The organism is Pseudomonas sp. Marseille-Q5117, assembly GCF_946901175.1.
Classification (GTDB): Bacteria; Pseudomonadota; Gammaproteobacteria; order Pseudomonadales; family Pseudomonadaceae; genus Aquipseudomonas; species Aquipseudomonas iranensis.
Genome location: NZ_CAMPPP010000019.1, coordinates 40,043 through 61,286 on the forward strand (window position 1 = coordinate 40,043; position 21,244 = coordinate 61,286).

Consider the following 21,244-nt stretch of genomic DNA (forward strand, 5'->3'; position numbering starts at 1 on the left):
TTGGCCGCTTTTTGCGCAATTAGAGAGTCGCAGGAATGAAGCCGTTCGCCTCCCGTTATCTGCTCCTTGTCGCATTTTCAGTGCTGCTGGGCGCCTGCCAAAGCACGCCGCCGGTGGCTGAAGTCCCGGATGCGCGGGCTACGGCCATCGCACAGCTGGAGCAAAGCCTGGCCAGCAGCGAACTGGCCACCGCCGAAGACCAGTTGGCCGCGTTGCAGGCCGACACCCCCAACGATCAGTCCCTTGAACAATATCAGCGGCAGCTGGCCGAGGCGTATCTGCGCCGCAGCCAGATCGTCCTGCAGAAAGGCGATGTCAACGCCGCTGCCACCGCGCTCAGCCGCGCCCGTGCTCTGATGCCCAAGGCGCCGGCGCTGACCGGCGGCGTCAACGGCGCGATCACCGAAGCGCGCAAGGCCGAGCTGGAAAAGGCTGAAGCGGCGCTGCTGGCTGCTGAAGCACGGCCGAAAGCCAAGGTCATCGACCCGACCGCCGAAAGCACCACGGTTGCGCTGAACATCGGCGATATTCACAAGCTGCAACGACAGCTCGATGCAATCGCCGCCGATGTGGTGAATTACGACTGCGCCGTCAGCATCCAGGCCCCGCGCACTGCGGATTACCCGTGGCTGGCGACGTTGCTGAGCAAGCGAGTCAAGAAGCTCGATCCTGACTTTGATTTGCAGATCGAGAAGCAGATCTTGCGCACAGTGCCGGCGCAGATGGTTTTAAGCCCGCGCAAGCCATAACTAGCTTCGTCGGAACGCCGCCCGGAGCAGGCTCGCTCCCACAGGTGCAACAGCGTACCTGTGGGAGCGAGCCTGCTCGCGAAAGCGTCCTCTCAGCCAATAAAGATCTTAAGCCGGAATCGCCTTGGCCTTAGGCTCCCGCACCCAGACCCGATGCTCGCCAATCGCGGCGAAGAACGGCTTGGTCAACGCACCCACATCCGCGCCCTGCAACAGCCCCGCATCCGCGTCGAGCTTCAGCAAGTCCTGCAATTGCTTGGCCTCGCCGTGCAGCGCGATCGCCTTCAGGTGCTTGTAGGCCTCCAGCAGATAATGCAGCGCCACGCCGTCGCCGCTCAGCGCGGTAATCGACGCAGCGCCACCCGGTACGAATACTGCGTCGAAGGCGATCGATGGCATGCCTTCCATCGACGCATCCACCGGCAACGCTTTGCCGTCAGCGGTTTTCACTGGCGCCGAGGTCGGGCCGAGCAGTTTCGCGTGGGCACCTTCGGCTTCAAGGGCTTTCTTCATCGCATCGATGGCCGCAGCATCAACGCCGTTGGCGGCAAGGATTGCCACTTTGCGCGTCTTGATATTGCCCGGCAGCAGGTTGGCCTGGCTCAGCGCTGGCGATTGCTCCAGCGAGGTCTTGCGCACTTCGACCGTACCTTTGGCTGGTGCCGGCAAACCGAGGTTTTCCGCTACGCGTTTGGCCAGGGTCAGGTCGATATTGGCGAGGATCTCGTTCACCTCACGGGCACGAATGAACTCACGCTCGACCTTGCCCAGCTCAAAGCTGTAGGCAGCGATGATGTGCTCTTTCTCGTGGTCGCTCATGCTGTTGAAGAACAAGCGGGCCTGGGAGAAGTGATCGCTGAACGACTCGCTGCGTTGACGGATCTTCGCTGCGTCGATGCGCTCCGGGTAGCTCTCGAAACCACCGTCCTGTGCCGCCGGCGGGGTTTCTTTCGGCCAGCCGCCGTCGATCGAGTTTGGCTCGTACGAGGCACGACCCTTATCGATTGTGGTGCGGTGCTGCGCGTCACGCTGGCCGGTGTGGAACGGCGCCACCGGACGGTTGATCGGCAGCTCATGGAAGTTCGGCCCGCCGAGTCGGCTGATCTGCGTGTCGGTGTAGGAAAACAGCCGACCTTGCAGCAGCGGGTCATTGGAGAAGTCGATGCCTGGCACGATGTGGCCAGGGCAGAAAGCGACCTGCTCGGTTTCGGCGAAGAAGTTGTCCGGGTTGCGGTTCAGGGTCATTTTGCCCAGCGGCGTAATCGGAACGATTTCTTCGGGGATGATCTTGGTCGGGTCGAGGATGTCGAAGTCGAAGTCGTGTTCGTTCTCTTCTTCGACGATCTGCACGCCCAGCTCCCATTCCGGGTAGTCGCCCATTTCGATCGCTTCCCACAGGTCGCGACGATGGTAGTCGGTGTCTTTACCGGCGAGCTTCTGCGCCTCGTCCCACACCAGCGAGCAGGTGCCGGCGGTAGGGCGCCAGTGGAATTTGACGAAGCGCGATTTGCCCTCGGCGTTGATCAGGCGGAAGGTATGCACGCCGAAGCCCTGCATGCTGCGCAGGCTTTTCGGGATGGCCCGGTCGGACATCGCCCAGATCACCATGTGCGCCGATTCCGGCACCAGTGAGACGAAGTCCCAGAACGTATCGTGAGCCGAGCCGCCGGTCGGGATTTCGTTGTGCGGCTCGGGTTTCACCGCGTGGACGAAGTCCGGGAACTTGATCGCGTCCTGAATGAAGAACACCGGCATGTTGTTGCCGACCAGGTCGAAGTTGCCTTCATCGGTAAAAAATTTCACCGCAAAGCCGCGCACGTCACGCACGGTATCGCCGGAACCCCGTGGCCCCTGCACCGTGGAAAAGCGCACGAACACTGGGGTTTTCTTGCCCGGATCCTGCAGGAAACCGGCCTTGGTCAGCGCTGCATGGTTCTCGTAAGTCTGAAAGAACCCGTGGGCGCCGGTACCGCGCGCATGGACGATGCGCTCCGGAATGCGCTCATGGTCAAAGTGCGTGATCTTTTCACGCATGATGAAGTCTTCCAGGAGCGACGGCCCGCGCGGCCCGGCTTTGAGGGTGTTCTGGTTGTCGGCGATCTTCACGCCCTGATTGGTGCGCAGTGCCTGACCGGTGGCGTCCGAACGGAATTCTTCCAGGCTGTCGAGCTTGGCGTTGGTGTTGGCGCGATCCGGGGTGTCGGTTCCGGCCATCTCGCTTTTATCGGGTGCAGGCTTTTTGATGCTCATCAGACGTAAACTCCTCGTTTGGCCCCGGATGCCTTCCGCAGACCCTTGAGTGATTCCCGGGCACGGCACCCAGGGTTTCAAGTCGCTTACTTAGTGACTGATGAGCGTTTCAGCCGTTCCGTTTATCTGACCTTTGATCGCGTTATTGCCAAATTGAAGGTTAATTGCGAAATAAATGCTAAGAACCTCTATACGGACAGGCTAAAATGCGCGCCCGGCTAACCGCTGATCCTTTTCCAACGCGCCCCACAAGGTTCGCTACGTGATCGAGTTTCAAAACGTCCACAAGACTTACCGCGTCGCCGGTAAGGATATTCCCGCGCTGCACCCGACCAGTCTCGCCATCGAGAACGGCCAGGTGTTCGGCCTGATTGGCCATTCCGGTGCGGGCAAAAGTACCCTGCTGCGGCTGATCAATCGCCTGGAAGATTCCAGTGGCGGCAAGATCATCGTCGACGGCGAAGAAGTCCCCGCACTGGACGCCAACGGCCTGCGCCGTTTCCGCCAGCAGGTCGGGATGATCTTCCAGCACTTCAACCTGCTCGCCTCCAAGACTGTCGCCGATAACGTGGCCTTGCCACTGACCCTGGCCGGTGAGCTGTCGAGCAGTGAAATCAACCAACGGGTAGCCGAGTTGCTGGCGCGGGTCGGTTTGTCCGACCACGCGAAAAAGTACCCGGCGCAATTGTCCGGCGGCCAGAAGCAGCGCGTCGGCATCGCCCGTGCGCTGGCGACCAAGCCGAAGATTCTGCTGTGCGACGAGGCTACCAGCGCCCTCGACCCGCAGACCACGGCATCGGTCCTGCAACTGCTGGCAGAAATCAATCGCGAGCTGAAACTGACCATTGTCCTGATCACCCACGAGATGGACGTGATCCGTCGCGTCTGCGATCAGGTCGCGGTGATGGACGCCGGCGTGATCGTCGAGCAGGGTCCGGTGGCCGATGTGTTTCTGCATCCCCAGCATCCGACCACCAAGCGTTTCGTGCAGGAAAGCGAGCAGATCGACGAGAGCGAGCAGCGTGACGACTTCGCCCACGTGCCGGGGCGTATCGTGCGTCTGACCTTCCAGGGCGAAGCGACCTACGCGCCGTTGCTCGGTACCGTCGCCCGGGAAACCGGCGTCGACTACAGCATCCTCGCCGGTCGCATCGACCGCATCAAAGACATTCCGTACGGGCAACTGACCCTCGCTGTCACCGGTGGCGACATGGAGGCGGCGTTCGCCCGCTTCACCGCCGCTGACGTTCACATGGAGGTGTTGCGCTAATGGCTGACCTGATGAGTTTCTTCGCCAATATCGACTGGTACGAAATCTGGCTGGCGACTGGCGACACCATGCTGATGCTTGGCGGTTCGCTGTTGTTCACCGTGCTGCTCGGCCTGCCGCTAGGCGTGCTGCTGTTTCTCTGCAGCCCGCGCCAATTGCTGGAAAACCGTGGCCTCTACGCGGTGCTGTCGCTGGTGGTGAACATCTTGCGTTCGCTGCCGTTCATCATTCTGCTGATCGTGATGATCCCGTTCACCGTGCTGATCACCGGCACCTCGCTGGGCGTGGCCGGGGCGATCCCGCCGCTGGTGGTGGGCGCCACGCCGTTCTTCGCGCGTCTGGTGGAAACCGCGCTGCGCGAAGTCGATCGCGGCATCATCGAAGCGACCCAGTCGATGGGCGCGACCACGCGGCAGATCATCATGAACGCCTTGCTGCCGGAAGCCCGTCCGGGCATCTTCGCAGCGATTACGGTGACAGCGATTACACTGGTGTCCTACACGGCGATGGCCGGTGTGGTCGGCGCCGGTGGTCTGGGCGACCTGGCGATCCGTTTCGGCTACCAGCGTTTCCAGACCGACGTGATGATCGTCACCGTGGTGCTGCTGTTGATTCTGGTGCAAGTGCTGCAAATGGTTGGCGATCGCCTGGTCGTGCATTTCTCGCGCAAATAAGCGGTTTTTTAATCAAGAGGCGCGGGCCATTCGCTGGCGGGCGCCCTCACAAGGAGTTAGCTGAATGAAAAAACTGATCGCTGCTTTCGCCGCTGTTGCGGCGTTTTCGGCCCACGCCGAGACCCTGACCGTTGCCGCCACCCCGGTGCCGCACGCGGAAATCCTCGAGTTCGTCAAACCGGCCCTGGCCAAGGAAGGCGTGGATCTGAAGGTCAAGGTCTTCACCGACTACATTCAGCCGAACGTACAGGTCGCGGAAAAGCGTCTGGACGCGAATTTCTTCCAGCACCAGCCGTATCTTGATGAATTCAACAAGGCCAAGGGCACTGATCTTGTAGCCGTGACCGGTGTGCATCTGGAGCCACTGGGCGCTTATTCGAGCAAGCTCAAGGATCTGAAAGACCTGCCCGGTGGTGCCAACGTGGTGATCCCGAACGACGCCACCAACGGCGGCCGTGCGCTGTTGCTGCTGGACAAGGCTGGCGTGATCACTTTGAAGGATCCGAGCAACATTCTGTCGACCCTCAAAGACATCGAGCAAAACCCGAAAGACCTGAAATTCCGTGAACTGGAAGCCGCGACCATCCCGCGCGTGCTGACCCAGGTCGATCTGGCGCTGATCAACACCAACTACGCGCTGGAAGCCAAGCTTGATCCGTCCAAGGATGCGCTGGTGATCGAAGGCAACGACTCGCCGTACGTGAACATCCTCGTGTCCCGCCCGGACAACAAGGACAGCGATGCGATGAAGAAACTGGCGGCTGCGCTGCACAGCCCGGAAGTGAAGCAGTTCATTACCGAGAAGTACAAAGGCGCGGTGTTGCCGGCGTTCTGATTCAGGTTGCTGCAATGAAAAAGGGGCGCATCTGATGCGCCCCTTTTTTTGCCTGGAATATGATCTGTGTGGGAGCGAGCCTGCTCGCGAATACGGTGTGTCAGTCAAAACAGATGTTGAATGTGCTGGCCTCTTCGCGAGCAGGCTCGCTCCCACATTGGAATGGTGTTGATCCTATTTTCGCTCAAGCATCGCCGGCAACTGCGCCACCAGCTTGGCATTGTTCAACGGCGCGCGAATAAACCCACGCTGTGTGCCGTCCGGGCCGATCACGGCCAGATTGCCGCTGTGATCCACGGTGTAATTCGGCTTGCTGGTATCAGCGGGAATGAACGGAATGCTCACCGCGTTCGCGACCTTTTGCAGCTCCTCGATCGATGTCGGCGTCAGGCCAATGAACTGCGGATCGAAGTAGCCCAGGTACTGCTTCAACTGCTTCGGCGTGTCGCGGTTGGGGTCAACGCTGACCAGTACGATCTGCAACTTGTCCACAGCCTCTTTCGGCAATTCACTCTTGATCTGCCGCAGTTGCGCCAGGGTAGTCGGGCAGATGTCCGGGCAGAAGGTATAGCCGAAGAACAACAGACTCCACTTGCCTTTCAACTCGTCGATGGCAACTGGTTTGCCGTCCTGATCGGTCATGGTCACGTCCGGCAGGTTGCGGCTCTGCGGAAGCAGGATGATCCCGGCGTCGATCAGCGCAGTCGGATCGCCCTGGCCTTTGCCGTTCAGCACTTTATTCACGGTAAGCCCAAGGATCAGCGCGATCACGGCGACAAGGATGAAGACGGTTTTCTGGGTTCGGGTCATAGGTTCAACAGTAAGTAGTGGTCTACGAGCAGGGCAATGAACAACAGGAACAAGTAATAAATAGAGTACTTGAAGGTGCTGATCGCCGCGTGCGGCCGACTGCCACGGTACAGCACCACGGCCCATTGCAGAAACCTCGCGCCGAGGCCGAGGGCGCAGATAAGGTAAAGCATGCCGCTCATGTGAATCACGTACGGCAACAGACTCACCGCCAGCAGCGCGAAGGTGTACAGCAGAATGTGCACTTTGGTGTAGTGCTCGCCATGCGTCACCGGCAGCATCGGAATGTCGGCCTTGGCGTATTCCTCCTTGCGATGAATCGCCAGCGCCCAGAAGTGCGGCGGGGTCCAGGCGAAGATGATCAGCACCAGCAACAGCGGTTCGGCGCTGACATGGTCGGTGGCGGCGGTCCAGCCCAGCAGCGGTGGCGCGGCACCGGCGAGGCCACCGATGACGATGTTCTGCGGCGTCGCACGCTTGAGAAAGCCGGTGTAGACCACCGCGTAACCGAGCAGCGAGGCGAGAGTCAGCCACGCGGTCAGCTGATTGGTGAAGGTCAGCAGCAGCGTCTGGCCGAGCAATGCCAGCACGAGGGCGAAGGTCAGCGCCGCCGCAGGTGAAACCCGGCCTTCGGCCAGAGGCCTTTTGTGCGTGCGCGCCATCACCGCATCGATGCGCCGATCGACCACATGATTGACCGCCGCCGCACCGCCGGCGCACAAGGCAATGCCCAGATTGCCAAACACCAGCACTGTCCACGGCACGCCCGCGCGGGTAGCGAGGAACATGCCGACCAGCGAGGTGATCAGCATCAGCACCACGACTTTCGGTTTGGTCAGCTCCAGGTAATCGCGCCACAGCGCTTGCGCCGCACGCTCGCCGATCAGACTCGCCATGGCGTCTCTCCTTTCAATGCAATGGGCGCGACGACAGGTTTGTGCGCACTCAAGCGCCAGCGCGCCAGCACCGGTTGGCTCACCCGCAGCAGGCTGGTGCGCGCGTGATAATTGACCAGCACCAGAGTCAGCAACAGCGCCGCACCGCCAGCGTTATGGGCGACGGCCACCGGCAGCGGCAGATGAAACAGCACGTTGCTGATGCCGAGGGTGATCTGCGCGGCGAGGGCGATCAGCAGCAATCCGGCCAATCGGGTCATGCCTACCGCTTTCAACTGCCAGGCCAGACCGAGCAGTACGACCGTCACCAGCAAAGCGCCGATGCGGTGAGTCAGGTGAATCGCCGTGCGCGCGTCGCTATCGAGTTGTCCGCCGAGATAATTCGGGCCGATGTGCTGGGTCAGGTGGAAACCGTTGGCGAAGTCCGCCGGCGGCAGCCATTGGCCGTGGCAGGTGGGGAAGTCGATGCAGGCCACCGCTGCGTAGTTGGAACTGACCCAGCCGCCCAAGGCGATCTGGCCGATCACCAGCAGCAGGCCCGCCGTCGCCCAGTATTGCAGGCGCTTGGGTACGGTTAGCGCCGGCAGCACGCCGGACAACCTCAGCGTCAGCAGGAACAGCAGACTCAACGTGGCAAAGCCGCCGAGCAAATGCCCGGTGACCACTTGCGGCCAGAGCTTGAGCGTCACCGTCCACATACCGAACGCCGCTTGGGCGATGACCACCGCCAGCAGAAACAGCGGCAGTTTCACCGGCTGGCCCGGATGGCGCCGGTTGGCCCAGGCGCGCCCCGCCAGCACTGAAATCAGCAAGCCGAGGGTGCCGGCGAAGTAGCGGTGAATCATCTCGTTCCAGCCCTTGTGCGCCTCCACTGGCGCGTCAGGGAAATGCAGTTCGGCATGGGCCAGTTGCGCCTCGCTTTTTGGCACGCTGATAAAGCCGTAGCAGCCTGGCCAGTCCGGGCAGCCGAGGCCGGCGTGGGTCAGGCGCGTATAGGCGCCGAGCAGCACGACAATCAGTGCCAGCAGGGTGGCAAACAGCGCGAGGCGAAATCCAGGTTTGGCCATGACGATGCCCTCATCCGATGTTCGACAGTTTCAGCAGATGCCGCAGGTCGTTAAGCAGATCCTTGCCCTTCACATTCGGCTCGTAACGCAGCACCAGATTGCCGTGCGGGTCGACGATCCACAGCTGCGGCACGGCTTTATCGCCGGTGGTCCTGGCGAACACCCCGGGATCCAGCCGATAGCGCTGCAACTGCGGATATTCGCGGTCGAGTTTGGCGGCGTAATCAGCGCTCAGTGGTTGCGCGGCGGCGAGGGCGTGGCTGGCGCGCCCGGCTTCGCGGCCGAGGCTGATCTGGATCTGCCGCGCCAGATAAACCAGTTGCTGGCAATCGACTGCGCAGTCCTTTGGCGCCGTGACCAGAATCTGCCAGCGCTGCTCGTCGGCCTGCACGCCGAGGTCGGCGCGGGTCTGGCCGTTGCCGATCAGCTCGCCGTGATAGCTGCGTCCTTCCGGCACCCAGAACTGCAATTTGTACATGCCAGTGGCGAGCAGCATCGGCCCGACCACGCCAAGGACAATCAGCAACAACTGAATGCGCCCGCGCCGGCGGCTGGGAACGGGTTTGGCCTCAGACATGCTGGGCGGATTCATGGCGCTTCCCATGGCGTTTCTCCTTTGCGTGGTGCCAGCCGAAATAGAGGTAAAGACCGAGCAGGGCCGTGGCCATGGCGAACCATTGCACGGCGTAGCCGAGGTGTTTTTCCGGGCCCATCGCGACTACCGGCCAATCGGTCTGGTAGCTCGCCGGCCCGGGTTCGGCGCGTAATTCATAGGCGAAGCCGTCGCGCTCCAGGGTTTGCCACAATTTGCCCGGCTCGACGGCGGTAATGGTTTGCGGCCAGACATGGTTGACCGGATCGGCGTGCAACTGGAACGTTGCGCCGGGGGCGACATAGACCCAGGCGTCGAGCGTCAGCGCCTCGGCCGGTGTCGTGAATTGCGGCGGCACGCGCCGATCGGGCCATGGCAGCCAGCCGCGATTGACCAGCAGCCAGAGGCCGCTGCGTTGGTCCTGGAACGGTTGCAGCAATTCGACGCCGACCTTGCCGCCACGTTGGCGGTTGTCCAGCAACAGGGTGTGGGCGGGGTCGAACTGGCCGTGCACGCGCACGCGGCGGTAAGCCGGGTCGGCGCTGGCGAGCAGTTCACTGCTGGCCAGCGGTTCGGCCACGCGACGTTCGCCATAACTGGCCAGCAGCGCGGTTTTCTCCGCACCCCGGCCCAGTTGCCAGAAGCCCAGTGCAACCATCAGCGGCAGCAACAGCGCCACCACGACAGTGGGAATCACGCCCGGGCGAAAGCACTTCATGGGCGCGCCATAAAGTCAGTCATCGCGATCGCTATACTCAAGTGCATCGCCTGTCCCCCGGAGTCTTGCCATGTTCAAAGCAGCGATCGTCCTGATGCTGATTGCCACGGTCGTCAGCCTGTTCAGCGGCCTGTTTTTCCTGGTCAAGGACGACAGCAGCTCCAATCGGCTGGTCATCGCCTTGAGTGTTCGGGTGGCACTGGCCGTGGTCACCGTCGGCCTGATGGCCTGGGGTTTCTACAGCGGCCAGTTGGTGTCCCATGCGCCCTGGTAGCGCCAGCAGTCAGAGGACGTAAACGAAGAAGAACAAGCCGATCCACACCACGTCGACGAAGTGCCAGTACCAGCTCGCCGCTTCGAAACCGAACTGGTGCTCGTTGTCGAAGTGGCCTTTCATGATGCGCATCAGCATCACGAACAGAATGATGGTGCCGATGGTCACGTGGGCGCCGTGGAACCCGGTGAGCATGAAGAACGTCGCGCCGTAGATGCCCGAACCGAGGGTCAGGCCCAGCTCTTGGTAGGCGTGGATATACTCTTCGGCCTGGAAACCGAGGAACGCGATGCCCAGCAGTACGGTGATCGCCAGCCACAGTTTCAGCGCGCCGCGATGGCCTTTCTTCAGCGCATGGTGGGCGATGGTGATGGTCACGCTGGAGCTGACCAGCAGGATCGTGTTGAGCAGCGGCAGGCCCCAAGGGCTGATGACATCCTTGGGCGGTGGGAACAGTTTCGGGTCGGGGTTGTTCAGCAACGGCCAGACATATTCGAAGTTCGGCCAGAGCATTTCCGACAAGCCCTTGCTGCCTTCGCCGGCCAGCCCCGGTGCCGACACGACGCGGATATAGAACAGCGCGCCGAAGAAGGCGACGAAGAACATCACCTCGGAAAAGATGAACCAGCTCATGCCCCAGCGGAACGAGCGGTCCAGCTGCGGGCTGTACAGCCCCGCGCGACTCTCCTTGATCACCGCACCGAACCAGCCGAACAGCATGTACGCCAGCAGCAGGCCGCCGACGAAAAAGATCAGCGGGCCGTGGGAATCCGGGCGTGCCGCCTTCAGATCGTTGAACCAGGTGGCGAGGCCATACACGGTGACGAGCATCCCGAGCGTGGCGATGATCGGCCATTTGCTCTGGGCCGGGACGTAATAGTGCTCATGAGTTGCCATTTATTGTTCTCCTTATCGGCCACGCTCAGCCGCCAGTGTTAACAGCCACCGGCGGATGTCGGGCGGTGATATCGAACAGCGTGTAGGACAGCGTCAGATGCTTCACTTCCTTGGGCATGTCGCGGTCAACGATGAAACGCACCGGCATTTCGATCTGCTGACCGGGTTGCAGCACCTGCTGGGTAAAACAAAAGCATTCGGTCTTGTGGAAAAACGCTGCGGCGTTGCTCGGCGCGATGCTCGGCACCGCTTGCGCACTCATCGGCTTGTCGGTGGGATTGCGCGCGATGAAGACCATCTCGTTGACCGCGCCGGGGTTGGCAGTCAGCTCGTCGTGCTTGGGATAAAAGTCCCATGGCATGTCCGCGGTGTTGGTCGAGAGAAACTGCACGCGCACTTGGCGCGAGGTGTCGACCACTTGCTCGCCCGCATACTGGCCGCCGGTCTTGCCGTTGATGCCGAAGGCTTTGCACATCACGTCATAGATCGGCACCAGGGCAAAACCGAAGACGAACATCGCCACCACCACCAGCAGCAGACGAGTGACGAGTTTCTTCAGCGAGATCGAGTCAGCCATGATTTTCAGCCTCGACATGAACCCCTGTGGGAGCGAGCCTGCTCGCGAAGCAGACGCCGCGGTGCTTCAGACACACCGCGTCAGCGTTCTTCGCGAGCAGGCTCGCTCCCACAAAGGACTCCATGTTCATTTCACTTCCGGCGGCGTGGTGAAGGTGTGGTACGGCGCTGGCGACGGCACGCTCCACTCCAGCCCTTCGGCGCCGTCCCATGGTTTGGCCGGGGCCGGTGCGCCGCCTCGAATGGTCTTGATGACGATGAACAGGAAGAAGATCTGCGTGGCGCCGAACATGAATGCGCCGATCGACGAGACCATGTTGAAATCGGCGAACTGCAGGTTGTAGTCCGGGATCCGTCGCGGCATCCCCGCAAGACCGACGAAGTGCATCGGGAAGAAGGTCAGGTTCATGCCGACGAACGACAGCCAGAAATGCAGCTTGCCGAGGGTCTCGTCGTACATGTGCCCGGTCCACTTCGGCAGCCAGTAATAGGCCGAGGCGAAGATGCCGAAGATCGCCCCCGGTACCAGCACGTAGTGAAAATGCGCAACCACAAAGTAGGTGTCCTGATACTGGAAGTCCGCCGGGGCGATCGCCAGCATCAGCCCGGAAAAACCACCGATCGAGAACAGGATGACGAACGCCACGGCAAACAGCATTGGCGTCTCGAAGGTCATCGAGCCTTGCCACATGGTGCTCGCCCAGTTGAACACTTTCACACCCGTCGGCACGGCGATCAGCATGGTCGCGTACATGAAGAACAACTCGCCTACCAGCGGAATGCCGACCACAAACATGTGGTGCGCCCAGACAATGAACGACAGGAACGCGATGCTCGCCGTGGCGTAGACCATCGAGGTGTAGCCGAACAGCGGCTTGCGCGCGAAGGTCGGGATGATCTGGCTGACCGCGCCGAACGCCGGCAGGATCATGATGTACACCTCGGGGTGGCCGAAGAACCAGAACACATGCTGGAACAGCACCGGGTCACCACCGCCGGCAGCGCTGAAGAAACTGGTGCCGAAGTGAATATCCATGAGCATCATCGTCACGCAGCCGGCCAGCACCGGCATTACTGCGATCAGCAGAAACGCGGTGATCAGCCAGGTCCAGACGAACAGCGGCATTTTCATCAGGGTCATGCCGGGCGCGCGCAGGTTGAGGATGGTCGCGACCACGTTGATCGCGCCCATGATCGAACTGATGCCCATCAAGTGGATGGCGAAGATGAAGAACGTCACGCTTTCCGGCGCGTAGGTCGTCGATAGCGGCGCATAAAAGGTCCAGCCGAAATTCGGTCCGCCACCCGGGGTGAACAGTGTCGACACCAACAGCAAAAACGCCGCCGGCAACAGCCAGAAGCTGAAGTTGTTCATCCGTGGCAGCGCCATGTCCGGCGCCCCGACCATCAGCGGAATCATCCAGTTGGCGAGGCCGACGAAGGCCGGCATCACCGCGCCGAACACCATGACCAGACCGTGCATGGTGGTCATCTGGTTGAAGAATTCCGGCTGGACGATCTGCAGGCCGGGCTGGAACAGCTCGGCGCGAATGACCATGGCGAACGAGCCGCCGAGCAGGAACATGCAGAAGGCAAACCACAGGTACAGCGTGCCGATGTCCTTGTGGTTGGTGGTCAGCACCCAGCGCATCAGGCCTTTGGCGGGGCCGTGGGCGTGGTCGGCGTGACCGTGGTCATCGATGACAGCGCTCATGGCCGGTCTCCTTCACGAAAGTGGACGGGGCAGGCCGGGGCGCGCTGCCCCGACCGGTTCACTGAATACGCAATTGACCGGCTCATTTGCTTTCCGCCTGTTTCAGCTCCAGCACTTCTTTTGGCGTGACCATGTCGCCCTTGTTGTTGCCCCAGGCGTTACGTTCGTAAGTCACGACCGCTGCGATATCGACTTCCGACAGCTGTTTGCCGAACGCCGCCATGGCGGTGCCGGGTTTGCCGTGGTAGACGATGCTCAGGTGATCCTTGATCGGCCCGGTGGCTATTTTCGAGCCCTTGAGTGCCGGGAACATCGGCGGCAGGCCCTGGCCTTCGGCCTGGTGACAGGCCACGCAAGTGGTGTGGTAAACCTTGTCGCCGCGCTCCTTGAGCTCGTCGAGGGTCCATTCCTTGCTGGTCAGTTCTTTGAGCTGCGCGGCCTCGGCCTTGCGCTCGGCGAGCCATTTTTCGTAGTCGGCCTGTTCCTTGACCTCGACCACGATCGGCATGAAGCCGTGATCCTTGCCGCACAATTCGGCGCACTGGCCACGGTAGAGGCCAGGCTTGTCGATGCGTGTCCAGGCCTCATTGACGAACCCGGGAATCGCATCGCGCTTGACCGCAAACGCCGGCACCCACCATGAGTGAATGACGTCAGCCGAGGTCACCAGAAAGCGCACCTTGGCGCCGATCGGCAGCACCAGTGGCTTGTCGACTTCGAGCAGGTAGTGCTCGCCCTTGGCTTCCTTGTTGTGGATCTGCTCGGCGGGGGTGGCCAGGTTGCTGAAGAACTCGACGTCCTGGCCCAGGTATTTGTAGTGCCACTTCCACTGATAGCCGGTGATCTGGATATCGATGTCCGGCTCGCTGGTGTCGTACATCTTTATCAGCGTCGCGGTGGCGGGGACGGCCATGGCTACCAGGATCAGCAGCGGCACGATGGTCCACATGATCTCGACGCCGGTGCTTTCGTGGAATTTGGCCGCGACCTGGCCGGTAGAGCGGCGGTGCACCATCATCGACCAGAACATGGCGCCGAAGACGATGATCCCGATCACCACACAGATCCAGAAAATGGTCATGTGCAGGTCGAATACTGCGTGACTGATTTCAGTCGCTCCAGGCGCCATATTCACAGTCCATGCCGCGTTGGCCGGGCTGAAAATCGACCACAACAGGAGGCCCATCCAGACATGTGGATGTCGCATCATTGCGGGTTCCCCTTATCGTTCTTGTTATCCCGCCGGCGTATCGCCTGCGGCAAGGGAGCGGCTGCATCAGACTACGAACTTGAATCGCCGGGCCTTGCTGCGGGTGCAGTCGGGCGTCATCAGCTAACTCCATTCATTGGCGAGTATAGACAGCGCCCGGGAATTGCAACCCGGGCACGTAAATGAGCTGAAACACCCGGCGCTTGCGTTCAAGTGCCCGAATGGAGAAGGATGCAGACGAGTGGTGGCGAATGGATATAACGCAGCTGCATCAAGGATGAAATAATTATGACAAATGCGTCTTAGCGTTTTTCGTAAGCCAGCTAAGTTATGTCTTCCCTATTTCATTGCCTTGTTTCCTGGAGTTTTCATGAACACCGCCGCATTGCGCGAGCAGATCCAAAAAGCCCAACAGCACGAAAAAGACACCGGCCTGCTGACCCGTCAGCTGGAAAGCAAGCTGCCTCACCTGCACCCGGCGATCCAGTTGCCGGAAGCCGACGCCCAGGGCGTGCTGACGCGTTTCGTCGCCGCCTACATCGATGAAGTACCGGACCTGCTGGATGCAGCCAATGAAGTCGCCAGGGAAGCGGGAATCGAATCGCAGATCAAACCTGTGCTGAAAATCGCCGAGCAGTATTTCCTCCAGCCGCCGGCGATCATGGCCGGACACGTCGGCCTGGACAGCCTGCTCGACGAAGCCTATCTGGCACACCGCTTTGTCGAAGAGGTCAACGACCTGTACATCAAGCATTTCGGCCAGCCATTGATCCCCTTGGACATGACGGTCGCCAACCTGATTGCTCACCAATTGATCGGTGAGGAATTCGCCAACCAACTGGATGAAGCGGTGCATCACGCGATCGACGAGATGCTCAACGAAGAGAGTTTTGCTTTGGAGTCGGTCGAAGCCTATCGCGAAAAACTCAGCAGTCCGGACACTGGCGCGGCGTGGAAACGCTGGCCGTGCATGAGCCGCCGGTTGGGTGTGGGGCTTGAGCTCGATCAGCCTGCTGCCTGATTTTCTTGTGTCATAAATCCAGTGTGGGAGCGAGCCTGCTCGCGAATGCGGTCGATCATTCAACATCTCTGTTGGCTGATACACCGCTTTCGCGAGCAGGCTCGCTCCCACAGGGTTTGCGTTTTGAGGTCGACTTCTAACCCGCCGCACCAATCCCGGTATTGGTCCGCACCCGCCCCTCAAGCCGTCGCTTCAACCCGCGCGATTCGATCAACAGCTTCGACCCCTTCGCCGCATTCGCCCGGCCCCATTCCTCAAGCAACTCGAGACACGAATGGTCGATGTAGCTCAGGTTGTTCAGCGGCACATGCACCGTCGTGCCGTGGGGAATGCTGCCCAGCACCTGGGTCAGCGCCGGCACTTTGAGGAACGTCGCCGCGCCGACCAGACGCAATTCCATTTCGCCGTCCTGCGGCAGGTCGATCAGGCTGATTTTCAGGCGCGAAGCCTTGAATGCCAGTTTCAACATGGTCAGGCCGAAACCGATCAGCACACCGGTGAGCAGGTCAGTGAAGATGATCGCCAGCGCCGTCGCGGCGTAGGTGAACATCGGCATCCGCCCGTACCGACCCAGACCACGGAAAGCTTTCAGGTCGACCAGTTTGAAACCGGTGTACACCAGCACTCCCGCCAGGCTTGCCACCGGGATGCTTTGCAGCACGCTCGACAGCAACAGCACGAATGCCAGCAGCCACAGGCCATGGAAAATCGTCGAGTAGCGTGTGGTCGCACCAGCCTGAACGTTGGCCGAACTGCGCACGATCACCCCGGTCATCGGCAGCGCGCCGACCAGACCGCAGAGCATGTTGCCGACACCTTGCGCCGACAGTTCACGGTCGAAGTCCGAACGCACGCCGCTGTGCATGCGATCCACCGCCGCAGCGGACAGCAGGGTTTCGGCACTGGCGATAAACGCCACGGCGAACGCGGCGATCAGCAGCGTCGGGTCGGCCAGGCTCATCAGGTCGGCCGGCTTGAGCCAATCGATCGCCTCGGCCAGATTCGCCGGTACCTCGACGCGCTTGACCTGCAACGCCAGCATCAGGCTCGCCACCGTCGCCAGACCCACACCGAGCAATGCGCCGGGAATGAAGCGCAGCGAATGCGGGCGGAATTTTTCCCACAGCCACATCACCGCAATCGTCGACAGACCGAGCAGACCCGCCTGCCAGCCAAACGATGGCAAGGCCTGCGCCACGGCCGCCGGGAACGCCGTGAGGTTGTCGAGCCCGGAAGGCTGCGGCTTGGCATCGAGCATCACATGGATTTGCGAGAGCACAATCAACACGCCAATGCCCGCGAGCATGCCGTAGACCACCGCTGGCGCCGTGACCCGAAACCAGCAGCCAAGCTTCAGGCGCCCGGCGACCAGTTGCAGAAATCCGGCGAGCAGCAGGATCGGCCCGAGCATCTCGACGCCATGCTGGCGCACCAGCTCGAAAACCAGCACCGCCAGACCCGCCGCCGGACCACTGACCTGCAACGGCGACCCCGCCAGCCAACCGACCACCAGACCGCCAATGATGCCGGTGATCAGACCCTTGGCCGGCGGCAGCCCCGAGGCAATCGCGATGCCCATGCACAGCGGCAGGGCGACCAGAAACACAACCACGGAGGCGAGCAGCTCCCGTGGCAACACAGCTTTCAATTGAGCCGCACGCATGGCGATTCTCCCGAAGTTTTCTTCAGGCGTGGCGAGGCCGGACCGCTGAATCAGCGGCCGGCGTCATACCACACAGATTGTTGGGAAGATTTAGAAGCGCGCTTTGGGCGTCGCCACAGGAATCGGATGGCTGCCGTCGAGAGGCAGGAAACGACCCTGGTCCGCGTCGTAAGCTTTGATTTCGCTGGTTTCGATGTTGTAGACCCAGCCATGGATGAACAGATGACCGTTCGCCATGCGCGAGGCTACCGAAGGATGGGTACGCAAGTGCTGCAGTTGGGCGATGACGTTTTCCTCGGTGAGGATCGGCATGCTGTCTTTTTCGTCGGTGCAGTTGCAGTTGTCGTGCACCATGGTTTTCGCGACTTCAGCATGGCGCAGCCAGGCTTTGACCGTCGGCATTTTTTCCAGGCTGTCGGGGTTGAGTACCGCGCGCATGGCGCCGCAATCGGAGTGGCCGCAAATGATGATGTGCTGCACGCCCAGCGCCAGTACCGCGTATTCGATCGCGGTAGAGACGCCGCCGTTCATCTGACCGTAAGGCGGCACCACGTTGCCGACGTTACGGGTAACGAACAGATCGCCCGGCGAGCTCTGGGTGATCAGCTCGGGAACGATGCGCGAGTCGGCGCAGGTGATGAACATCGCCTTGGGCGCCTGAGCGGTAGCGAGCTTCTTGAACAGTTCTTCCTGCTGCGGAAAAACGTCATGGTGAAAGCGTAAAAAGCCATCAACGATCTGTCGCAGTGCTGCATCGGCGGATTGTGCTTCAGGGCTTTGCGCCGAGGCAGCCAACGACTGTTTATCCTTGTCACTCATGATTCATCCTCTTGTGCGGATTCAGGGAGTCTTCCCCGGTATTCCGGTATGAAGCCAGTGGCTGTTTAAACCATCCGGGTCATCCCGACCCGTCAGTCACTCGATGAACAAGGTAGCCGCCGAAACTTAACTGAAACTGAATCAAACGCTCTAGAACGTGTGTTCCAGGTCACAAAAAACGTGACCGGCGTGTTTCGGCGGAAGGATTCCAACCCGTCAACCCAAAGCCAATTGTCGCTAAATCAACGACATCTGGCGACCCGGCGGACAGAAGGCCGAGCAGTCGAGGTTATAGCCCTCGCGTTTGTTCAGGCCAAGCTTTTTGATGGCCTTGGCAAATCTTTGTGCGAGCAGGTCGGCAAACGGCCCTTCACCGCGCATCCGCGCGCCGAATCGGCTGTCGTAGAGTTCGCCGCCGCGGCTCTGGCGGATCAGGCTCAGCACATGGGCGGCACGTTGCGGATAGTGCGCCTGCAACCACTCCTCGAACAGCGGCGCGACTTCCAGCGGCAGGCGCAGCATCATGTAGGCAGCGCTTTGCGCGCCGGCAGCGTGGGCCTCGGTCAGCAGGCTTTCGATTTCGCTGTCATTGATCATCGGAATCATCGGCGAACACAGCACGCCGACCGGAACGCCTGCTTCGCGCATCACCCGGATCGCGCGCAGGCGTGCCTTGGGCGCAGCGGCGCGCGGTTCGAGGATGCGTTTGAGTTCATCATCAAGCGTGGTCAGGCTGATCATCACCGCCACCAGCCGTTGCTGCGCCAACTCCGTGAGCAAATCGAGATCGCGCAGAATCAGCGAACCTTTGGTGACGATGGTCACCGGGTGGCGATAGCGCAGCAGCACTTCCAGGGTCTGCCGGGTGATTTTGTGTTCGCGCTCGATGGGCTGATACGGGTCGGTATTGGAGCCAAGATTGATCGGCGCGCATTGATAGCCGGGTTTGCTCAGCTGTTCTTCGAGGACCTGGGCGGCATTGGTCTTGGCAATCAGCCGGGTTTCGAAATCCAGGCCCGGCGACATGTCCCAATAGGCGTGGCTGGGCCGTGCGTAGCAATAGATGCAGCCGTGTTCGCAGCCGCGATAGGGATTGAGCGAACGGTCGAAGGGCAGATCCGGCGAGGTGTTCCGGCTGATGATCGATTTGGCCTTTTCGATGATCACTTCGGTGTTTTGCGTCTCTGGCACTTCCTGATACCAGCCGTCGTCCTCGGCCACCGAACGACTGGGCGCAAAGCGGTTGTGCGGGTTGGTTGCGGTGCCGCGACCGCGGGGCGGAACTGGGATGTTCATCGAACGAACCTCTGCTCTGTATATGCATACAGTATCCGAGGGGGTGCGCTGCGATCCAGTACCGTTCAGCGATGCTTTACCAATAGTGATACCGCACAGAGTTTGACTGAGCAATTGTCATCAGGTCGCGACAAGTCAGGACACAGATGCCTAATTGCTGAACTCAGGTCCGCTATATAGGCTCTGGAACCCCCGGCAACAGACTCCGGCCAAACTAATTAAAAGGATTTGATTGAATGTCTTACTTGAATCAACGCGGTGTTTTCCTGCAAATGATGCAGCCGAGTATCACCGATTCCAACACTATTGTTTCGCTGCAACTGGCGCGCAAGGAGCTGGGCTGGAACGCGGAGCAAGAGCTGTCGACCGAGACCCTGGTCGATTCTGTCTACGTCGTGGCGGTATCGGCTGACAAGGGCAAAACGTTCACCATTCGCACTGACAAGAAAGATGTCGACGGTGACGGCGATATTGATAGTGATGACAAGGCGAAGTTGATCGCCTTGGCCAAAGCTTATGTGGCCATCATTAATCCGTAAGCAGAAGTAATCGCACAACTTCATAACTGAAACCCCCTGCATGAATACATCATGCAGGGGGTCTATTTCTAGTTATGTTGGGTGACTTGGCCGAGATCATCGCCGGAAGTGTTTTGCATATCCTCGCTGCGCAGATGCGCAACCTCTTTGGCACTGACTGGCGCGCCCTTGTTACCCCAGCTGCCACGGATGAAACTCACCACGTCCGCGACTTCCTGATCCGTCAGGCGCCAGGCGAAACCTGGCATAGTGAAGGCCGATGGCGCTGCGTGCGTCGCCGGCAAGGTTGCGCCTTTGAGCACGATGTGAATCAGCGACGTCGGATCCTCCGTCTGCAGCACCGGATTGCCCGCCAGCGCCGGGAACACCCGGGTGTAGCCATGGCCATCGGTACGGTGGCAGGCCGCGCAGTTGTCGATGTACACCGACGCGCCGCGTTGGCTGTCGTCACCGTTCCACAGCGCTTTGGCTACTTTCTCGTCGTACTGATGCGGCTGATCCGCCGGGTCATTGGCCGGCAGTGATTTGAGATAGCGGGCAATCGCGGTGAGGTCGGCGTCGCTCATGTACTGCATGCTGTGGGTGACCACATCGCTCATGCCGCCGAACACTGCGCTGCGATCACTGCGCCCGGTCTTGAGGAACTGCACCAGTTGTTCTTCGCTCCAGCTGCCGAGGCCATCCTTGTGATCGCCGCGCAGGCTCTTGGCGATCCAGCCTTCAAGCGGAGCACTGCCGGCGAGGAATTCGCTGCCGTCCGCCGCGCTCAGGGATTTTTCCTGCATGGTCAGTGCGCGCGGGGTGTGACAGGCGCCGCAGTGGCCGAGGCCTTCAACCAGGTACGCGCCGCGATCGATCACCGGATCGGCCGACGTGGACTGGTAATCCTCGACCTTCGGTGCGAACAGCCAGCGCCAGCCCATCAGCGGCCAGCGCATGCTCAACGGCCACGGAATGTCGCTGGCCTTGTTCTCCTGCGCCACCGGTTCGACGCCGTGCATGAAGTAGGCGTACAGCGCTTGCATGTCGGCCTGGTTGACCCGCGCGTAGGACGGATAAGGCATCGCCGGGTACAACGTGCTGCCGTTTTTGGCAACGCCATGGCGCACGGCCTGATCGAAGTCTTCGAAGCTGTAATCTCCGAGGCCGGTTTTATCCGGGGTGATGTTGGTCGAGTAGATCGTGCCGATCGGCGTCTCCATCGGCAGCCCGCCGGCGAACGGCTTGCCGCCCTTGGCGGTGTGACAGGCCACGCAGTCACCGGCGCGGGCGAGGTATTCACCTTGCTTGATCAGATTTTGATCAACATCGGCCGCATAAATTGCAGTGCTGCCGAGCAGGGCGAGGGTGGCGATAACGAAAGTTTTCATGGTC

21 protein-coding genes are annotated in these 21,244 nt (G+C 60.8%); 7 read left to right on the forward strand and 14 right to left on the reverse strand.

Annotation, left to right across the window (positions count from 1 at the left end):
• Positions 1 to 35 precede the first annotated feature (35 nt).
• The gene (locus OC605_RS24235; RefSeq protein WP_262139981.1) at positions 36 to 749 is read left to right on the forward strand and encodes a PA5502 family lipoprotein; all 714 of its coding nucleotides are present in this window, start codon (positions 36 to 38) and stop codon (positions 747 to 749) included.
• Positions 750 to 857: 108 nt separating this feature from the next.
• Here the strand turns inward: OC605_RS24235 and katE are convergent, their stop codons facing one another.
• On the reverse strand, positions 858 to 2,999 hold the full coding sequence (katE, locus tag OC605_RS24240; RefSeq protein WP_262139983.1) for a catalase HPII: 2,142 nt from the start codon (positions 2,997 to 2,999) through the stop codon (positions 858 to 860).
• A gap of 262 nt (positions 3,000 to 3,261) precedes the next feature.
• Here katE and OC605_RS24245 point away from each other — a divergent pair, with 262 nt between their 5' ends.
• From OC605_RS24245 to OC605_RS24255, 3 genes are all read left to right on the forward strand, one after another.
• On the forward strand, positions 3,262 to 4,269 hold the full coding sequence (locus tag OC605_RS24245; protein WP_262139985.1) for a methionine ABC transporter ATP-binding protein: 1,008 nt from the start codon (positions 3,262 to 3,264) through the stop codon (positions 4,267 to 4,269).
• A complete protein-coding gene (locus tag OC605_RS24250) occupies positions 4,269 to 4,943 on the forward strand; it encodes a methionine ABC transporter permease (RefSeq protein ID WP_016772337.1) in 675 nt (224 codons plus the stop codon). The genes OC605_RS24245 and OC605_RS24250 overlap by 1 nt, the downstream gene beginning before the upstream one ends.
• A gap of 64 nt (positions 4,944 to 5,007) precedes the next feature.
• The gene (locus OC605_RS24255; RefSeq protein WP_262139987.1) at positions 5,008 to 5,778 is read left to right on the forward strand and encodes a MetQ/NlpA family ABC transporter substrate-binding protein; all 771 of its coding nucleotides are present in this window, start codon (positions 5,008 to 5,010) and stop codon (positions 5,776 to 5,778) included.
• Between the two features lie 174 nt (positions 5,779 to 5,952).
• On the opposite strand, the gene OC605_RS24260 is transcribed toward OC605_RS24255, so the two are convergent.
• The 5 genes from OC605_RS24260 to OC605_RS24280 are packed head-to-tail and all read right to left on the reverse strand — an operon-like array spanning position 5,953 to position 9,861.
• A complete protein-coding gene (locus tag OC605_RS24260) occupies positions 5,953 to 6,588 on the reverse strand; it encodes an SCO family protein (RefSeq protein WP_130928310.1) in 636 nt (211 codons plus the stop codon).
• Positions 6,585 to 7,484 (reverse strand): heme o synthase, encoded by a 900-nt coding sequence (cyoE, locus tag OC605_RS24265; RefSeq protein ID WP_262139990.1) that lies wholly within the window; start codon positions 7,482 to 7,484, stop codon positions 6,585 to 6,587. The genes OC605_RS24260 and cyoE overlap by 4 nt, the downstream gene beginning before the upstream one ends.
• A complete protein-coding gene (locus OC605_RS24270) occupies positions 7,472 to 8,551 on the reverse strand; it encodes a COX15/CtaA family protein (RefSeq protein WP_262139991.1) in 1,080 nt (359 codons plus the stop codon). The genes cyoE and OC605_RS24270 overlap by 13 nt, the downstream gene beginning before the upstream one ends.
• Positions 8,552 to 8,561: 10 nt before the next feature.
• Positions 8,562 to 9,155 carry a hypothetical protein gene (locus OC605_RS24275; RefSeq protein ID WP_262139993.1) on the reverse strand — a complete coding sequence of 198 codons (594 nt, stop codon included), beginning with the start codon at positions 9,153 to 9,155 and terminating at the stop codon, positions 8,562 to 8,564.
• The gene (locus OC605_RS24280; protein ID WP_262139995.1) at positions 9,121 to 9,861 is read right to left on the reverse strand and encodes an SURF1 family protein; all 741 of its coding nucleotides are present in this window, start codon (positions 9,859 to 9,861) and stop codon (positions 9,121 to 9,123) included. The genes OC605_RS24275 and OC605_RS24280 overlap by 35 nt, the downstream gene beginning before the upstream one ends.
• A 70-nt stretch (positions 9,862 to 9,931) precedes the next feature.
• Here OC605_RS24280 and OC605_RS24285 point away from each other — a divergent pair, with 70 nt between their 5' ends.
• Entirely contained in the window at positions 9,932 to 10,135 is a 204-nt protein-coding gene (locus OC605_RS24285) for a twin transmembrane helix small protein (protein ID WP_016772330.1), read from the forward strand.
• A 9-nt stretch (positions 10,136 to 10,144) separates the two neighbouring features.
• Here OC605_RS24285 and OC605_RS24290 read toward each other — a convergent pair whose 3' ends face one another.
• The 4 genes from OC605_RS24290 to coxB form a co-directional block, all read right to left on the reverse strand.
• A complete protein-coding gene (locus tag OC605_RS24290) occupies positions 10,145 to 11,032 on the reverse strand; it encodes a cytochrome c oxidase subunit 3 (protein ID WP_133335404.1) in 888 nt (295 codons plus the stop codon).
• A gap of 25 nt (positions 11,033 to 11,057) precedes the next feature.
• Positions 11,058 to 11,609, reverse strand: coding sequence for a cytochrome c oxidase assembly protein (locus OC605_RS24295; protein WP_133335402.1), 552 nt, complete (start codon positions 11,607 to 11,609; stop codon positions 11,058 to 11,060).
• A gap of 126 nt (positions 11,610 to 11,735) precedes the next feature.
• A complete protein-coding gene (ctaD, locus tag OC605_RS24300; protein WP_016772327.1) occupies positions 11,736 to 13,322 on the reverse strand; it encodes a cytochrome c oxidase subunit I in 1,587 nt (528 codons plus the stop codon).
• Positions 13,323 to 13,404: 82 nt separating this feature from the next.
• Positions 13,405 to 14,532 (reverse strand): cytochrome c oxidase subunit II, encoded by a 1,128-nt coding sequence (coxB, locus tag OC605_RS24305; protein WP_016772326.1) that lies wholly within the window; start codon positions 14,530 to 14,532, stop codon positions 13,405 to 13,407.
• 370 nt (positions 14,533 to 14,902) lie between these two features.
• Between coxB and OC605_RS24310 the strand changes: the two genes are divergently transcribed.
• Positions 14,903 to 15,553, forward strand: a complete 651-nt coding sequence (locus OC605_RS24310) for a hypothetical protein (protein ID WP_024015006.1) — start codon at positions 14,903 to 14,905, stop codon at positions 15,551 to 15,553.
• A gap of 136 nt (positions 15,554 to 15,689) precedes the next feature.
• Here the strand turns inward: OC605_RS24310 and OC605_RS24315 are convergent, their stop codons facing one another.
• The 3 genes from OC605_RS24315 to OC605_RS24325 all read right to left on the reverse strand — a co-directional run bounded on the left by OC605_RS24315 (position 15,690) and on the right by OC605_RS24325 (position 19,331).
• The gene (locus tag OC605_RS24315) at positions 15,690 to 17,216 is read right to left on the reverse strand and encodes a SulP family inorganic anion transporter (protein WP_071173969.1); all 1,527 of its coding nucleotides are present in this window, start codon (positions 17,214 to 17,216) and stop codon (positions 15,690 to 15,692) included.
• A gap of 90 nt (positions 17,217 to 17,306) precedes the next feature.
• Positions 17,307 to 18,035, reverse strand: a complete 729-nt coding sequence (locus tag OC605_RS24320; RefSeq protein WP_016772323.1) for a carbonic anhydrase — start codon at positions 18,033 to 18,035, stop codon at positions 17,307 to 17,309.
• A 237-nt stretch (positions 18,036 to 18,272) separates the two neighbouring features.
• The gene (locus tag OC605_RS24325) at positions 18,273 to 19,331 is read right to left on the reverse strand and encodes a PA0069 family radical SAM protein (RefSeq protein ID WP_186569782.1); all 1,059 of its coding nucleotides are present in this window, start codon (positions 19,329 to 19,331) and stop codon (positions 18,273 to 18,275) included.
• Between the two features lie 236 nt (positions 19,332 to 19,567).
• On the opposite strand from OC605_RS24325, the gene OC605_RS24330 reads away from it, so the two are divergent.
• Complete coding sequence (locus tag OC605_RS24330) at positions 19,568 to 19,870, forward strand: hypothetical protein (protein ID WP_133335394.1); 303 nt, start codon at positions 19,568 to 19,570, stop codon at positions 19,868 to 19,870.
• 68 nt (positions 19,871 to 19,938) lie between these two features.
• On the opposite strand, the gene OC605_RS24335 is transcribed toward OC605_RS24330, so the two are convergent.
• Positions 19,939 to 21,240: a c-type cytochrome gene (locus OC605_RS24335; protein WP_186569783.1), complete on the reverse strand. Its 1,302-nt coding sequence runs from the start codon at positions 21,238 to 21,240 to the stop codon at positions 19,939 to 19,941.
• Positions 21,241 to 21,244 lie beyond the last annotated feature (4 nt).

Coding starts and splice junctions, on each gene's coding strand:
- OC605_RS24295 (WP_133335402.1), bottom strand. CDS start 11,609: ATGGCTGACTCGATCTCGCTGAAGAAACTCGTCACTCGTCTGCTGCTG.
- OC605_RS24275 (WP_262139993.1), bottom strand. CDS start 9,155: ATGGGAAGCGCCATGAATCCGCCCAGCATGTCTGAGGCCAAACCCGTT.
- katE (WP_262139983.1), bottom strand. CDS start 2,999: ATGAGCATCAAAAAGCCTGCACCCGATAAAAGCGAGATGGCCGGAACC.
- OC605_RS24255 (WP_262139987.1), top strand. CDS start 5,008: ATGAAAAAACTGATCGCTGCTTTCGCCGCTGTTGCGGCGTTTTCGGCC.
- OC605_RS24315 (WP_071173969.1), bottom strand. CDS start 17,216: ATGCGTGCGGCTCAATTGAAAGCTGTGTTGCCACGGGAGCTGCTCGCC.
- coxB (WP_016772326.1), bottom strand. CDS start 14,532: ATGATGCGACATCCACATGTCTGGATGGGCCTCCTGTTGTGGTCGATT.
- OC605_RS24330 (WP_133335394.1), top strand. CDS start 19,568: ATGTCTTACTTGAATCAACGCGGTGTTTTCCTGCAAATGATGCAGCCG.
- OC605_RS24280 (WP_262139995.1), bottom strand. CDS start 9,861: ATGAAGTGCTTTCGCCCGGGCGTGATTCCCACTGTCGTGGTGGCGCTG.
- OC605_RS24320 (WP_016772323.1), bottom strand. CDS start 18,035: ATGAGTGACAAGGATAAACAGTCGTTGGCTGCCTCGGCGCAAAGCCCT.
- OC605_RS24250 (WP_016772337.1), top strand. CDS start 4,269: ATGGCTGACCTGATGAGTTTCTTCGCCAATATCGACTGGTACGAAATC.
- OC605_RS24310 (WP_024015006.1), top strand. CDS start 14,903: ATGAACACCGCCGCATTGCGCGAGCAGATCCAAAAAGCCCAACAGCAC.
- ctaD (WP_016772327.1), bottom strand. CDS start 13,322: ATGAGCGCTGTCATCGATGACCACGGTCACGCCGACCACGCCCACGGC.
- OC605_RS24260 (WP_130928310.1), bottom strand. CDS start 6,588: ATGACCCGAACCCAGAAAACCGTCTTCATCCTTGTCGCCGTGATCGCG.
- OC605_RS24335 (WP_186569783.1), bottom strand. CDS start 21,240: ATGAAAACTTTCGTTATCGCCACCCTCGCCCTGCTCGGCAGCACTGCA.
- OC605_RS24285 (WP_016772330.1), top strand. CDS start 9,932: ATGTTCAAAGCAGCGATCGTCCTGATGCTGATTGCCACGGTCGTCAGC.
- OC605_RS24325 (WP_186569782.1), bottom strand. CDS start 19,331: ATGAACATCCCAGTTCCGCCCCGCGGTCGCGGCACCGCAACCAACCCG.
- OC605_RS24290 (WP_133335404.1), bottom strand. CDS start 11,032: ATGGCAACTCATGAGCACTATTACGTCCCGGCCCAGAGCAAATGGCCG.
- cyoE (WP_262139990.1), bottom strand. CDS start 7,484: ATGGCGAGTCTGATCGGCGAGCGTGCGGCGCAAGCGCTGTGGCGCGAT.
- OC605_RS24235 (WP_262139981.1), top strand. CDS start 36: ATGAAGCCGTTCGCCTCCCGTTATCTGCTCCTTGTCGCATTTTCAGTG.
- OC605_RS24270 (WP_262139991.1), bottom strand. CDS start 8,551: ATGGCCAAACCTGGATTTCGCCTCGCGCTGTTTGCCACCCTGCTGGCA.